A 15,183-nucleotide genomic window follows, 5' to 3' on the forward strand; every position below is an offset into this window, starting at 1 on the left:
TACATCCTACCCGTTCCATACCTCAGACAGTATGGTGGGAGATTCTTCCTAACTTTAACATTCGGATGTGGCTCGAAGCAATACTCATCTTCTTCTATTAAAAGGTGCTGTCGTTCTATAACAGAACACCAAAAAACCGTCATCTCATAGTGAAAACGACGGTTTTGGGATAAACACGTAAGTATGCACAGCGGCTTCACACTGCCCTGCGTATTTTTATCATGTGAGTTCCTCTTATTTTAATTGTTGCACCCTGCCATAGGCTTCTTTGTTAATTGCGAGAATCTGATCCACTCCAAGCTTATTCATTTCATTCACGTACTGATCCCACTCGCTTATATTCCGGTCGCCCAGGATAAATTTCGTAATGCTCTCTTCGAGGTGTTTTTGAATCGTCAGTCCTACAGAATTGATAACGTCGTTCTCTTTATCCGTATAGGCCGGCTTAGGCTGCAGCTTGGAATCGTATTTGCGGGCTTCCACGTAAGCGTCTTGGGTCTCTTTAGCTGAAATCGAAAGACTCGAATCATAATCAATCCACGTGTAGGTTCCGGAATTAAGCAGGCCCGGCTTCTCCCTAAGGTCAGATAAGGTCTTGAATTGCTCGAGGAACTTTTTCTTTCCGTCCACCACATCATAGGTCACGCCCTTGATGCCCCAGCTCGACAGCTCCCGTCCTTCCTCCGTATAGAAAAAGTCCATATATTTCATGGCTTCCTTAATTTTGGACGAGGTGGAGGCGACGGTCATGCCCAAATCAACAACATTTTGATTCAGATTTTGTCTGGGGGCCCCTGGAAAACCTGCCGGAGGCGGCATAAATAACATATTAAATTCAGGATTATCCTTGCGCAGCGGGCTGTTATAATAATCCATCACCATATAATCAAGAAATACAAACGCCTTGTCATTGGCAATCGAATCCTCCCATTTCTTGTTGTTGGCAGACAGCCAATCTGGAGCAATTAATCCTTCCTTGTATAAGGTATTCATGAAGACAACTAATTTCTTATAGTTTTCCTCGATCGGACCGTAGCGCCATTCGTCTTTATCAAAGTCGTAATAGGCCCCGTTACTTGTATCGAATTGCGGCGCCATGCGTGAAAGTGTGTTGAACCCGGCACGTGAAGCAAATGGATAGCTATCCGGGTACAATTGCTTCAGCTTCTTCAGCACGCTGTACAACTCTTCGTAAGACTCTGGTATTTCAAGCCCGTTTTTCCTGAAAATATCTTCGCGATACAACCAGATAATCCGTTCCGTTTCGCCGAAGCCCTGGTTGGGGAACATAAACATTTCACCCTCCGTGGACAAATATCTTTCCTTGATTTCCGGGTATTGCTCTAACCATTTCTGAAAATTCGGCATCAAATCGAGATAGTCCAGAATGTTAACCAGAGCACCCTGCTGTCCGTATCTATTCGCTACAGCAAAGTCGAACATGTACATCAGATCAGGCATCTCGCCCGAGGCAATGGTCAGATTTAAAGCTTCATTATAGTTATCCCCTGGCGGCATCTGTCCATTAATCGTTACGTTCGTCTTTTCGGTGATCGCCTTCCAAATGGGTTTATCTTTGCTGTAAGACCAGTTCGCCTGTGCATTAACAAGCATACTGAGCGTTACAGGGGCCGGCTTTGAGGTACCCTCCTCTGTCTCTGCTTTTGAGCTTTCCTGTGGAGCTGCCTCCTTGCCCGAACAGCCAGCCAGCACAACCAACAGGGACACTAGCATAAATATCATCATTTTTCTCAAACTATGCGGCGCACATCTCCCGCTCAGACAATCCGGGAGCATGCGCCTCCCTCCTCTCGTATGTTCCATTTTTATGGCCTTTATCCCTTTATCCCTTTATCCCTTTAATGAACCGATGGTCACCCCCTTGACGAAATATTTTTGCAGGAAGGGGTACACAACAAGAATGGGCAGGGTCCCTACCAAAATAGTGGCATATTTCAGCGACTCCTCAATAATTTGCCGATCTTTGCCCAAACCGTGATTTCCGTTCAGATCCATTTGGCCCGACAACACAATATTTCTTAAAATGACCTGCAAAGGAACCAAGTCCGGGTTTCGCAAATAAATCAGTGGTGTGTAAAAATTATTCCAAATGCCTACGGCATAAAATAAACCGATGGTAGCCAGTACAGCCTTCGATAACGGCAGGACAAGCCGCAAAAATAGACCTATTTCATTCAAGCCGTCGAGCTTCCCGGCCTCTTCCATTTCCTGCGGAAGTCCGGCAAAGAAGGTGCGCATCATTATTAAGTACCAGGTGCTAATAGCACCGGGGAAAATCATCGCCCAGAACGTATCGACCAGCCCCAAGCTTTTCACAACCAGAAAGGTCGGGATCATCCCGCCGCCGAAAAACATCGTAACGACGATAAGGATCGTAAATTGTTTGTGAAACAACAGATTTTTCTTCGATAAAGCATAGGCCGCCATCGCCGTGAATGAGAGCGATACCGCTGTTCCTACTACGGTGTAAAGCACCGTGTTCCTATACCCGCTCCATATTCGCGGATCTGTCAGCACAATTTCATACATCCGTACATTAAAGCCCTTCGGCCAGATCGAGACCTGACCTTTCAGCACATATACATCCTCACTGAACGATACGGCGATCATATAAATGAAAGGATATACCGTGGCTACAATCAGCAGCAGCATCACTGCTATGCACATGGCATCAAACAAGCTGAAAGTTCTTTTTCTCATGCGCTGCGCCCCCCTCACCATAGACTCGTTTCCCCCACTTTGCGGCTGAAATAATTAGCCCCCACCAAAAGCACAAGGTTAACGACCCCGGTAAAAAGTCCGATTGCTGTCGCATAGCTATAATTGCCCTGTCCTAGGCCAACCCGGTACACATAGGTACTGAGAATATCCGCTGTCTCGTAGGTTGCCGGATTGTAGAGCAGAAATACCTTCTCGAAGCCCACACCAAGCACGCTGCCAATCTCCAAAATAAGCAGGACGACGATAACAGGCATCATGCCAGGGATAGAAATATGCAGCATTTTGCCAAGCCTGCTTGCACCATCCATCTCGGCAGCTTCGTATAAATGCGGATCAACGGCCGTAAGCGCAGCCAAATAAATAATCGATGACCAGCCGATGCCCTGCCATATACCAGACGACACATAAATGGTGCGGAACCATTCAGGCTGCATCAGCCAATTGACCGGATTTAGTCCCACCGCCTCTATAAAACGGTTGATCATCCCCCCCGACGGAGAGAGGAAAACAACGATCATGCTGGCTACGATAACAGTGGAAATGAAATGCGGCAAGTAGCTGACAGACTGTACGAACTTTTTAAACATGACATGCTTTAATTCGTTTAACAATAGCGCTAGCACAATCGGTGCAGGAAAGCCGAATACGATACTATAAAAGCTGAGCAGAAACGTATTTCGCAGCAGCTTAAAAAAATCCGGATTTTGAAAAAACATGATATAGTGCTTCCATCCGACCCACTCGCTCTGCCACACGCCTTTAAAGAGATTGTACTTCTGAAATGAAATGACAATACCAAACATCGGAATATAATGAAAAATGATATAATACACCAAACAAGGCAGCACAAGCAGCAATAAATATTTGCTCTCTTTAAACCGCTTGGCCAAGCTCGTGGCTTTATCCGCATTCAGCTTCTGCTTCTGTACAGTCGCCTTGGGAAAGCCGCCGCTTTTATTCAATTGCATGTTTAATCCTCCCTTCTTCTGATTCTGTAATTACTGCTTTGCTAGCGTACAACCTTTTGCTACAATGGGCTTACACTGAGATTGCATTAGGATTGTACTGGGATTGTACCGGGCTTACATCGAATATTAGCGGTAACTGCGGCCGTTTGTATATATTCTGTTTTTCACCTTTGTCATCCGTTGGGCTGAATCTGACATATGGCGTATAAACCTGAAGATTTGCATATTTACTTAAGCAGACTGCCTGCTTACACTATTCATGAAGCTATTAGTGAGGGGGAAATTACTTGATCCGTCCGTTTGCCTTTCGCTGGAATTCCTTATTTGTTAAGCTGCTCATCGGATTCCTTATCGTCATTGTGCTGCTGCTTTCGTTTAATCTGTTGTCATTCACATTTTTTAAAACGAATATTCAGCAGGAAATTATTGATCACAATGCGCTAAATCTCACCCACACCGTCGACAATTACGAAAAGCAGCTGCGCCTCGTCAACAGTGTCGTGCTGCGTTTTTATTTTAACGAAAGATTTACTTCTTTAATTAAGGATGACAAGCAACTAAACTATGACACTGCCAACCAGCTGCATAAGGAAATGAAGCTGCTGCTTTCCAACGAGCTCTTTTATATCAATAACCTGCTTGTCATTTCCCGTGATAATCCCCAGGTGCTGGAGAAGGATGGGATCAACTCTTCGTCAGAAATGTTCACCAAATACTATGTCAGCGCTTACTACAATACTTCCTTCTGGATAGAGCAGTTCAAAGAGAACTACCCTTTCCGTGTATTCCCTGCGTCTCCTTTTCAGGAAATCAAATACGACAAAGGCATTCTGGACAAAGGCAACCTGATGCCCTTCATCGTCAGAAACAAATACAACCCCCAATACATCATCGTAGCCCTGATCGACGCGGAACAAATGAGGCAAGCCTTCCTGCTGAACGGAAAAGGGGAAGACCGCTTCTTTATTCTGGATGAGAGCGGCCAAACCATGTATCGGACACCACCTGAAAGCAGCCAGACAGAATTGGACGACAATGGAAGCAAGCATGCTGATGAGATCAGGGATGAAGCTATTATGAAGCTCAATCCATTTCCTGCAAACGAAGGCTTTTTCACCAAAAATAATCAGTACTATTTCTATAAAAAAGGCAGCCACTCCTCCCTTACCTATGTAACGGTTATTCCTAATGTACGCATAGCTTCCCAGGTAGCCCAGCTTAATCAGGTGCTGATCGTTATTTTGGCTGTATCGCTTGTGCTCAGCGTATCCATCTCCATCCTGCTTAGCATGAAAATCAATAATCCGATTCAAACGATGGTCAGACTTGTACAGAAAGCCGGACATCACGGAAAGCTTCCCAGCAAAATTCATGAATTCAACCTGATTAGCACAAACATCACCGATATTATTCGTGCCAATCATAAATTCCACCTTGATCTGAACGATAAAAACAGCTTGCTCAAGGATTACGGTTATATCAATAAAATAAAAAATATTTATCCAAATAACCATACAGATGATTTAATCGAGACAAACAAACCTTATTATCTGGTTGTGTTTCAGCTGGCTTTTACCGACAAATACCACAGTCTGATGGAGGAGGAGCAAGAGAAAGCATCCTTCTATATCAAGGAATTTATTACGCTTCATGTGAAGGAAGGATTTACAGAGTCAGTCACCTTTCAGATGGAGGAAGAGCAGATCTTATCGCTTATTTTCACTGGGGAAAACGAGGGAAGTTACGGAGATTGCGGGCATGGTGGATGCGGGGAATTTGGGGAAATGAGTGGAATTGGTGAGAGTGGAGGATTTGGAAGAAATGAAGGCGTTGGCGACAGTGCCGGATTTGGTGCACATGGCGGCGTTAGCGACAGTGCTGGATTTGGAACAAATGGAGGCGTTGGCAACATTGCCGGATTTGGTGCACATGGAGACAGTAGAAGATTTGCTGGAAATGGAGGAAACGTTGAAGATGCTATGGCAGTTATGAGCTGTATGCGACAATTAAAACAAATCCTTGATCACGATAAGGAATACTCCTTTCTAACTATTGCCTTCCATCCCGCACCACATCACGCTACGGAAATTTCCGCCGCTTATAAGCATACACAAGCGATGCTGCGGCAGCGACTGCTGAATGCCGACACCCAAATCATAACCGAATTGCAATCCGAAAAGCGCCCGCTCTGGCTGCCAGCAATCCAGGAGCAGGAGCTGCTTACCTGCCTGCAGGCTGGCTGTGGAGATAAAGCGATGGAACCGATCGCCCGCTTCCTGCATCATATGGAGCAAAAAAAGGCAACAGCCGATCAGTTCCGCGGCTTCGGCAAAGAAGTCATGGTCAAGGTCGTGAAATCATTGCTTGCGTACAACATCGATTTCAGCCCGCTGCTGAACACTCATTCCCCCTATACACGTATGGAGGCCTTTACCTCCAGAGAGGAATATGAGCAATTTTTCCGTCAAATTGTAAATGAAACCGCCGAATTGATTAGAGCGAACATGCTGGAGAAGGATCCCATCAAAGATTTTGTGTTGGAATATATAGCTGAGCATTACGGGGAAGACATTTCCCTCGAGCTGTTGGCTGATAAACTAAACTTATCACGGGGATATTTATCAAGCTATTTCCATGAAAACACAGGTACAACCTTCAGTGATTATTTAAATCGAATCCGAATCCGTCATGCCAAGGAAATGCTCAATCAGACGGATGGCCGTATTCAGGATGTTGCCCTGCAGGTCGGCTACCAGAATGTAAATTCCTTCATTCGCATGTTCAAACGGATATGTGGCCTTACTCCCGGAGAATACCGCAAGCTTTCTCTGCAGGAGCGTGGGGATGTGGGAATGGATGAACCTTTATTAGGCTGATGAGAGAGAGGCCTTGTCGGGAGGGAAGGGCTGTGGGCTCCAGCCGCTGTTAAAGATTTGTTCCCTTGAATGAATGAATTTGGGGTTGGAACAAATCTTTAAAGGCGGACGCTAACGCTCTTCCATCCACAGCCCTCCCCTCTTGATTGGAGGAGATTTCCTAGCAAACGCAGGCGCTGGGGATGAAGAGCGCGCCGCGCTTCGCCGCTTGCTACTTTAGCGATGTTTTTCATCGTTAAAAGCACTGGCCGTCTCCAAATACTTACTTTAACAATGAAAAACATCGTTAAAATCCCTTTTTCCCCCCCAGTGATGCCATGCATCCTCTTTTAGCGATGAAAAACATCGTTAAGTCAAGCACTCGCCCAGTTACATTCGGAGGAGGCGGGCTGCTACTATCGCTTTTCCTCCCACCTCCATTCCTTCTCAGCTTCAAAGTGCCGAAAATGCCACGCTCAAACAGACAGCCAGCAGACATTGCTTCCCTGATGGAAAGGGATAGCGGCGATAGGGAAAAATTGTGGTTCCTTACTGATCCCTTGGTGAATGAATGGTAATATCGGTTGCTTTGTCACTGCAAAGCTGCATTGTAAATGAGCTGTCTGGCTTACCATAGTTCCTTCCAATGTTCTTACCGCAACCGCAATGCTTCCATTACGCTTACCAGTCGGCAACAGCACCGTCTTCATGCCAATAACGGGCCAAAACCTCCTGTTTGAACGGATGCTTGGCAGCCTCCGCTTCGTTCACCTCAACGCCTAATCCGGGTCGCTCAATAGGATTCACATATCCGTTGTGCACGATAACCGGATTCTCGATCACATCATAGCGCCAGGGAACATCTGAGGTGATCGATTCCTGAATCAGCCAATTAGGCGTCGATACTGCAAAGTGAATCGCCGCAGCGGTTGCAATAGGTCCCATCGGGTTATGAGGCGCCACGCCCACATAGTAAGTTTCGGCAAGAGCCGCAATTTTCCGGGCTTCCCACAGTCCCCCGCAATGACAGATGTCTGGCTGAACAATGGCGCAAGCCCCCTTTTCCAGCAGCTCCCGGAACTGAAAGCGTGTGTTTAAGCGCTCTCCCGTTGCAATGGGGATATCAACCGCTTTTGATACCTTCACCATGCCAAGCACATTTTCGGGTAAACAAGGTTCTTCTAGAAAGAATGGCCGATAAGGAGCCAACACCTTGGCGTATTGAATAGCCATATCAGGTGTTGTGCGGCCATGGAAATCAACCATAATATCCATGTCATCACCTACAGCGTGGCGAATAGCCCCCATCAGATTGGCGGCATGATTTAATACTTTACTGCCTTCCAAAGGCTCCGAGCGGGGAACGACTAGAACCTTGAGCGCCGTAAAACCGGCTTCCTTGGATCTAATGGCCTTCTCAGCCATACTGCCGGCATCATGAATCGAATTATACAAGCTATCCATGTTCCCGCCGCCTAAATGATCATACATCCTGATTTTCTGCCGCACCTTCCCGCCCAGCAATTTATACACAGGCAAGTTCAGACTTTTCCCAAAAATATCCCAGCACGCCATCTCGATCCCACTGATTGCACTGAACTGCTCGATCCCGCCGCGAAAAAAAGGATGGCGCGTCATCACCTGATACAGATGCTCTATATTGGTAGGGTCTAAGCCAAGAATAAACGGCTTCAAATCTTCAATTCCCCCCACTGCGCTCCGCGTCTTCCACTCGACTGAGGCTTCCCCCCACCCGATGATCCCTTCGTCAGTTTCCACCTTGACGAAAATCCAATTTCGCATTTCGGCGTTGACAATAACTGTTTTGATATCAGAAATGATCATAAGAAAGCTCCTCTCTTCTCCAATGTTTCATAAATAAATGTTTCAAGGAAAACCCAAATTCATTCTTGCTCTTGGATGATCACAGACGATGCGGCTGATCCTTCCTAACATTCAGATGCTGTTCGAAGCCATGGTTCGCCGGGATGAGATAGCGCTTACAAATAAAACAAAGACAGAGTCGTAAAGGTACCCATGCAATAATAAGATTCTTATGTTCAACTTATATAAAATAAATTCAAACCCAGATTATCCCTTTTCCAGCAATCTGTCAATTAAATAAGAAGACTATCTCACAAAGTCTTCACCTCTTGAGATAGCCTCCTTACTCGTTTACAACATACCTGCTTAATGCAGGCATTATGCTTGTCTAGTACCCATACTATTTCCCCGGAAATTACTTTCGCTTCTGTCCCTGTCAAAGCAGCATAGCTAAAGCTGCAGTAGCGGCACATCCGGTACACAGAGTAATCTTGATTCTTGCAATTGTCCTGCTGCATGCAGATGCCGCATCTCCTCCAAACGCATTGTAAGATGATCCGGGAGGTTCCACTCCACCAGATTGTTCACGATCCATGTCTGCTACCGCTAAGGCTCTTCCCCCTACAGCCCTTCCCTCTTCTTTAGCTGCAAAATCATCGTTAACGTGACGGATTGCCCTCGAACCCTTACTTTAACGATCAAAAACATCGTTAAAGTGAAGAAGCAATCTCAATGTGGGGGAGGCGGGACGCTGCTATTGCTATTGCTATTGCTACCGCTACCGCTCTACCTCCCACATCACTTCCCTCAGCATCAAAGTGCCGACACGCACGCTCAAACGGACTACCAGCAGAGGTTGCTTTCCTGAGGGAAATAGATAGTGGCTATATTGATAATTATTCACTCCAGGCATCCGCAAAAAAAGACCATTCCATCTTCGAAAGATGAAATGGTCTTTTTTTAACACGCCAGAAAGTTTAAGTTTTGATGAAAGCCTCCTGGCACTATTTTAAATTGACTCCATACAGCTTTACTATCCCTTTCTTCCGGCAGCACTTCCCTTAGAAGAATTAACGGGAGATACTTTGCCCGGCCTCCGCAGCATAGAAGCGCCCAAAATGACTAAACAAAACACGAAGCAAAGCAGGAACAAATAACGAAGCTGGGAATCCGCTGGCGTTGGGCCATCCGCTCCTCCCAGGTTACCGACGAAGGCTGCCGCCAAACCAATACCGGCGATCATGCCGAGATAACGGATTAAGGCCAGCATGCTGCCGGTATGGCTAATTTTATGCTCAGGTGCTGCACTCATAATCTCTGCATTATTGGTAGCCTGGAAGAAACCCATCGCCGCGCCGAATAGCGCTAGATGAACAGCTATGGCCACCGCCGAGCCGATTGGCAGCACAACCACGACCACCAAGGAAGCAGCCCCGATGACAGGACCCGCGACCAGCAAGGCAAAAGCTCCAAACCTGTCGCGATACCATCCGGAAATAGGCGCTACGATACCCATGAACAGCGGCTGCAGACTGAGCATCAATCCTGTTAACCAGGGTTCATAACCTAGCTTGTACTGTAAATAAAACGTAATCGGAATCAGCGTAGCCATCTGTACGAGATGAAAAAAGAAGGCAGATGTGTTTCCGATAGCTATCGTCCGGTTCGTAAACAGCTCTTTATCAAGAATACCGTTCGAAATCCGCGTCTCATAATAGATTAATCCGGCCAGCAGCGCCACACCACTCCCAGTTAACAGCCATACCTGACGAACGTCGACGCCTCCCTCAGCAGCAAGCACTAAGAGTACAGTTGCCGCAGCCAGCGCGACAATACCAATCACATCGAGCCCTTTGGAAGCAGCCTGCTTAATGTTCGGAAACATCCGTAATCCAGCCACCAGACCTAAAATACCGAGCGGGACATTAATCAGAAACAGCCCTTCCCAGCCTGTGTATACCATAAGGATCCCACCAACTGCCGGGCCCGCCAATGTTCCAACCGATATAATAACAGCATTAAGACCGAGCGCTTTGCCCCTTTCGTTATCCGGAAAAATCTGCCTAACCATCGCCTGACTGTTAGCCATAATCATCGTAGCCCCTACCCCTTGAATACAGCGGGCGATGATAATCCAGGTCAAACTGCCCGACAAAGCAGCAACTAAGGAACCCAGGCCAAAAACGAGAAAACCGCCACTATAAATTTTGTTTCGGCCAACCTGATCTGACAGCTTCCCCATAAGCGGGAGTAAAGCTACCATTGTAAGTAAATAACAAGTCACGACCCATTGAATTTGGGCCAGCGAAACCGAGAATTGCTCTGCCATTGTTGGCAATGCAACATTCACAATACCGATATCCAAGGTCGAAACGAACGTACCTAAATTAACAATATGCAAAATCCGCCAGCGGTTTGTATACATGGTTCTCCCCTTCTACTGCTTTTCTTCTCCCTATAATAGACACTAGACATACTTTTGTATAGCACAATTTTTACAAATTTCTTTGTAGATCATTCGGCTAAAAAGAAAAGGCCAGCCTTCAAGGAAAAGTCAGCAAAACATGCTGACACTCCATCAAAGCTGACCTATAACATATTAATTGTGTACGGTAGTCAATGTATAAATAACAGATCCTTTTTGAACCATCGGCGTTCCCGCCATACCCACTACAAGACCATCTCCATATGCCTTGAAGATCTGAAGCTCTTCTCCAAACCAATCGTACACTGCGCCGATCCGGTCTCCCTCCGCAACCTGGTCAAGCAGCTTGACCGTTGGGATAAAGAAACCTTCAACCTCTGCTGTTACAGACAGGTCAAAGTTGCCGTCACCCATCAGCCTGTACCGGATCGGAGGTGCCTCTTCTTGAATCCACTCTTCCGGCTGCAGCAGCATGCCTAGATGATTCATGATCCGCAATGTTCCTGAACGGTACCGCTTCTGCTCCTCAGGCTTAATTCGTTTTCCTCCGAAGCCCTCTGTGTAGAGCCAAGGAACCCCATGCTCCGTAGCCGCGGAAACCGTCCGTCCAGGATTCAGTTCGGGATGTGCCCACAAAATTTCCATTCCAAACGCTTCGGCAGCAGCCCTCGAACGTCTTCCTACCTCATCATCATCATTATGGTAATAGCCGACCAGCTCAGGTACAGCATAATTAGCGCCTCCACTGTGCAAATCCAGCAGAAAATCTGCTTTGGCAATAAGTGAACGGTCAAGATGCCAAGCTAATCGCTGTGTCACAGTACCGTCCTGCTTCCCGGGAAATTCACGCGCCAGGTTGCAGCCATCCTCAGGAGTTTCCCGTGATGCCCCGTAATAGGAAAGAAGATTCGTAATAGGAACCATCAACAGCGTGCCACGAATATCCTTGGGATGAAGCTCGCGGCAAAGCTCGATAAGGGTATGCACACCTTCATACTCATCACCATGCACCGCGGCGAGTACGAGCATCGTGGGTCCAGGTTCGCTGCCCTTTACGATATGAAGCGGAATCTGGCCGTCCGGCCCCTCCACCGTTGAAAAGCTGAGCACCAGGCTTTCCTTCGTTCCTGGGGCAATTTTCCCGGCATCAAATAGCTCTGCCTGCAATTTTTTGTGCATACTTATTCCCTCACTTCCTAATTATCTGCAAACCGTGTAAATTTACCTGCTTTCTGCTTCACCAGAACTACACAATGCTCTCCGGAACCAGCCCATGGGCAAATATCGCAGCTGCTTTAAGTACGGTCTCGCGAGCGTTTTCCAGCACAGGGTCCATATGCCCTGGAAACAAAGCAGCAGTATCCAGGTTTGCCAGCTTCTGCATGCTGCTTTCCAGATCAGTCATGGAAAAATCCGCTGTGTCAATCACCGCAACCCGCCCACCTTCAAACACAGTGTCACTGCTGAACAAGGCCTTCAGCTCAGGGCAATAGGCACAGACCATATCAAAGCTGTGACCAGGGGTCTCGATAAACTCGATACTTAGATCACCTACTTGCAGCCGGTCCCCTTCCTGCACTTCAATAGAAGGACTGCAAGGAATCAGCTTATAATCCTCTGGATAAATACCTGCTTCCCGGGCCCCAGGCAGGCCAATCGCCGCTTCGTCCCCTTCCCGCATAATGCGTGCGGTGGCAGGAGAACAAACGAGCTGAGCGCCAGTAAGCTGCTGAAGCTTGCTGGCTCCGCCAGCATGATCGGCATGTCCATGGGTCAACAGGATGTGGCTAATGTCGCTGAGCTGGAACCCAAGCTCCTCAATCGTCTTAGCAATAGGTCCAGCACCCATTCCAGCGCCGCAGTCAATCAGCAGCATGGAGCTGCCCCCATCCAGCAAATACACGTTGCAATCGTAATCATTCGTTTTATTGGAGCCGAGTGCACCGCTTCCGACCAAATAAACGCGACCCAGCATTTGCATTTGCGCTTTCATCTGCATGCTACACTGCACCGTCTTTCTTTTCCTTTTTATCCATACATCCTAAAATCATCAAGCATTTCATCCCAGCTTCACCGGCAGCCCCGAATCGCAGGATTGAAGAATGGCCTTCGCTACCCTAACTGCAGAGAGGGCATCCTCTGGCCGTAAAATAGCCGATGTCTTGTTCTCGCGAACGCATGCATAGAAATGCTTCAATTCCTCCAGCAAAGCTCCGGAAATGTTTCCATATGTCTCGCTCCATGCATAAGAAGCAGGCGTTGTCACAGCAGCGTTGTCCCAAAAGGTCAGCGTCTGATCTGGATCCTGAAAATGAGCCGTGCCTGTCTCTCCCACAATCTCCATACGCACATCCTGCTCAGCAGGCGTTCTGTCAGGCATCAGCCAATTATTTTCGATAACTGCGATCGTACCGTCAGCAAATTTAAGCATCGACCAGATCAAATCGTATTCGTTATTTCCCGGTCCGGATCGTCTTGCATACACTTCTTCCACCTGTGAACCGGTAAACCAGTGCAGTAAATCGATATCATGAATACCTAATATATATATCGGGTCCGTACGTCTGTAGATCGGAAAATATTTCTTCGGATTGTTTCTGCGCGCATAGATGGAACGCAGCTTGCCAAGCCGGCCTTCCTGAATGGCTTCCTTGATTGAAATCAATCTGGAATCGAACCGGCACACATGCCCGACCGTAAGCACCTTGCCAGTCGTCTCGGACACACGAATCATTTCCTGTGCAGAAGCCTCGTCAAGAGCAAGCGGCTTCTCGACAAAAACATGGCAGCCTGCCTGCAGCGCGGCAATAACCGGCTCGACGTGATAGGCTTCCGGAGTTAATACAGTTACGGCATCAAGCTGCTGCTCCGCAAGCATTTCCGACCAATCCGTGTACCCCTTGCAGTTCCATTCGGCAGCTGTTTCACTAGCTCTTTGTGGATCCAGATCGACAACGGCAGCTATTTTAACACCCGGAATTTGTTTCAGGCACTGAAAATGAAGCCGGGAAAACCGCCCTAAACCGATGATGCCTATTTTGATTTCGCTCATTTAGAACTTCCCCTCCGCTTCCTAATCAACTTAATAAAGAATCAATCTCAACCAGTGGGACCTCATTTTTGGTATTTACGATCGCTTGAACACGGCCCATATCTTTATATCCAGCGCCACTTATGACACAAACGACAACCGAATCCTTATGAATGCGTCCTGCTTGCAGGGCCTGCTCCACCGCAGCCATCGTAATCGCCGATGCCGGCTCGCAAAGAATGCCATCGCGTGACGCCAACCGCTCCTGCCAGCTCCATGTTGACGTATCTGGTACCGATTCTCCCCATCCGTTGCCCGCGTTCAGCACTTCCAGCACCTCTTTGCCATCCAGCGAGTTTGGCACTTGAAGCCCGGAAATCTGCGAAGTTGAATCACCCGGAACAGGCTCTGCCTCCCCCAGCTTCCAAGCCTGCACGATGTTGGAGCAGCCCGCTGATTGTACAGCCACGAGCGATGGGAATCGTGCGTCCTTCTCATGCTGGACTACGTCTTCAAACCCTTTGGCGATACCTGTAAACAAGCCTCCTCCGCCAACTGGAATAAATACAGCATCCGGAGATTGGCCGCCGAAATCATTAAACAACTCGTAGGAAATCGTTTTGACGCCCATCATAGCAGTCGGGTTGAATTTAAAGGCCGTAATCAGCACTTCCCAATTGTTCTTAACAGACTGCTCATCTATATAGGTAAATACTTTACTTCCAACCGCCGCGCTTTCGCCGAAGCCTTTTATTTTCTTAACCTGTGCATCGTACACAACGACCTGCATCAGCTTAGCTTCAAGAATACTTTCCAGTACAAGCAAATGGTATGGTAATCCCGAACTGGCTGCATAAGCAGCAATAGAAGCACCCGCATTGCCAGAGGTTGTGCCAATACAAGCTTCTTTTCCCTGCTCCAAAGCCCATGACACCCCTACTGCCGCTATGCGGTCCTTATAAGAACCGGTCGGATTCGCAGATTCCAATTTATAATATAAATGATTCAAGCCAAGCTCACGCCCGATATTCCGGCTTTTGACAAGCGGTGTATTGCCCTCTCCAAGTGTCACTTGATTGTCTGTGGAAATGTTCGGAAGCAGAGCTTCGTATTTCCAGATGCCGCTTTTATTGCTTCTTATCATCGGTCTCCATCCTTTGCTTTACGCCGTTAATTTCTCTTGCACACCAGTCTGGAAGTCAAATAATATATACTATGGTCTAACCAATTAATTCAATTAAAGTATAGCAAAAGCCTAAAAAAAGGTCAATAACCTTTGTGGGCTTCGTGTCGTTGTGCTTTGAGCCGGCAACCCATTTGACCCCTGCGTATTCATAT

Annotated in this window: 11 protein-coding genes; 1 reads left to right on the forward strand and 10 read right to left on the reverse strand. The window is 47.3% G+C overall.

Features of this window, described 5'->3' with window-relative positions:
* Positions 1-234: 234 nt before the first annotated feature.
* The 3 genes from J2Z66_RS00700 to J2Z66_RS00710 are packed head-to-tail and all read right to left on the reverse strand — an operon-like array spanning position 235 to position 3,710.
* On the reverse strand, positions 235-1,797 hold the full coding sequence (locus J2Z66_RS00700; RefSeq protein ID WP_209968596.1) for an extracellular solute-binding protein: 1,563 nt from the start codon (positions 1,795-1,797) through the stop codon (positions 235-237).
* A gap of 54 nt (positions 1,798-1,851) precedes the next feature.
* The gene (locus J2Z66_RS00705) at positions 1,852-2,721 is read right to left on the reverse strand and encodes a carbohydrate ABC transporter permease (RefSeq protein WP_209968598.1); all 870 of its coding nucleotides are present in this window, start codon (positions 2,719-2,721) and stop codon (positions 1,852-1,854) included.
* Between the two features lie 14 nt (positions 2,722-2,735).
* A complete protein-coding gene (locus J2Z66_RS00710) occupies positions 2,736-3,710 on the reverse strand; it encodes an ABC transporter permease (RefSeq protein ID WP_209968600.1) in 975 nt (324 codons plus the stop codon).
* A 287-nt stretch (positions 3,711-3,997) separates the two neighbouring features.
* Between J2Z66_RS00710 and J2Z66_RS00715 the strand changes: the two genes are divergently transcribed.
* Positions 3,998-6,586, forward strand: coding sequence for a helix-turn-helix domain-containing protein (locus J2Z66_RS00715; RefSeq protein ID WP_209968602.1), 2,589 nt, complete (start codon positions 3,998-4,000; stop codon positions 6,584-6,586).
* A 660-nt stretch (positions 6,587-7,246) separates the two neighbouring features.
* On the opposite strand, the gene dgoD is transcribed toward J2Z66_RS00715, so the two are convergent.
* The 7 genes from dgoD to J2Z66_RS00750 all read right to left on the reverse strand — a co-directional run bounded on the left by dgoD (position 7,247) and on the right by J2Z66_RS00750 (position 14,989).
* Positions 7,247-8,410 carry a galactonate dehydratase gene (gene dgoD / locus J2Z66_RS00720; RefSeq protein ID WP_209968605.1) on the reverse strand — a complete coding sequence of 388 codons (1,164 nt, stop codon included), beginning with the start codon at positions 8,408-8,410 and terminating at the stop codon, positions 7,247-7,249.
* 429 nt (positions 8,411-8,839) lie between these two features.
* Positions 8,840-8,977 (reverse strand): hypothetical protein, encoded by a 138-nt coding sequence (locus J2Z66_RS00725; protein ID WP_209968610.1) that lies wholly within the window; start codon positions 8,975-8,977, stop codon positions 8,840-8,842.
* A 445-nt stretch (positions 8,978-9,422) separates the two neighbouring features.
* Positions 9,423-10,814 carry an MFS transporter gene (locus tag J2Z66_RS00730; protein ID WP_209968613.1) on the reverse strand — a complete coding sequence of 464 codons (1,392 nt, stop codon included), beginning with the start codon at positions 10,812-10,814 and terminating at the stop codon, positions 9,423-9,425.
* A 174-nt stretch (positions 10,815-10,988) separates the two neighbouring features.
* The gene (locus tag J2Z66_RS00735) at positions 10,989-11,993 is read right to left on the reverse strand and encodes a succinylglutamate desuccinylase/aspartoacylase family protein (protein ID WP_209968616.1); all 1,005 of its coding nucleotides are present in this window, start codon (positions 11,991-11,993) and stop codon (positions 10,989-10,991) included.
* 67 nt (positions 11,994-12,060) lie between these two features.
* Entirely contained in the window at positions 12,061-12,813 is a 753-nt protein-coding gene (locus J2Z66_RS00740) for an MBL fold metallo-hydrolase (RefSeq protein ID WP_209968618.1), read from the reverse strand.
* 60 nt (positions 12,814-12,873) lie between these two features.
* On the reverse strand, positions 12,874-13,866 hold the full coding sequence (locus J2Z66_RS00745; protein ID WP_209968621.1) for a Gfo/Idh/MocA family protein: 993 nt from the start codon (positions 13,864-13,866) through the stop codon (positions 12,874-12,876).
* A 25-nt stretch (positions 13,867-13,891) separates the two neighbouring features.
* Positions 13,892-14,989 (reverse strand): pyridoxal-phosphate dependent enzyme, encoded by a 1,098-nt coding sequence (locus J2Z66_RS00750; RefSeq protein ID WP_209968624.1) that lies wholly within the window; start codon positions 14,987-14,989, stop codon positions 13,892-13,894.
* Positions 14,990-15,183 lie beyond the last annotated feature (194 nt).

The organism is Paenibacillus eucommiae (assembly GCF_017874215.1).
Taxonomy (GTDB): Bacteria; Bacillota; Bacilli; order Paenibacillales; family NBRC-103111; genus Paenibacillus_AI; species Paenibacillus_AI eucommiae.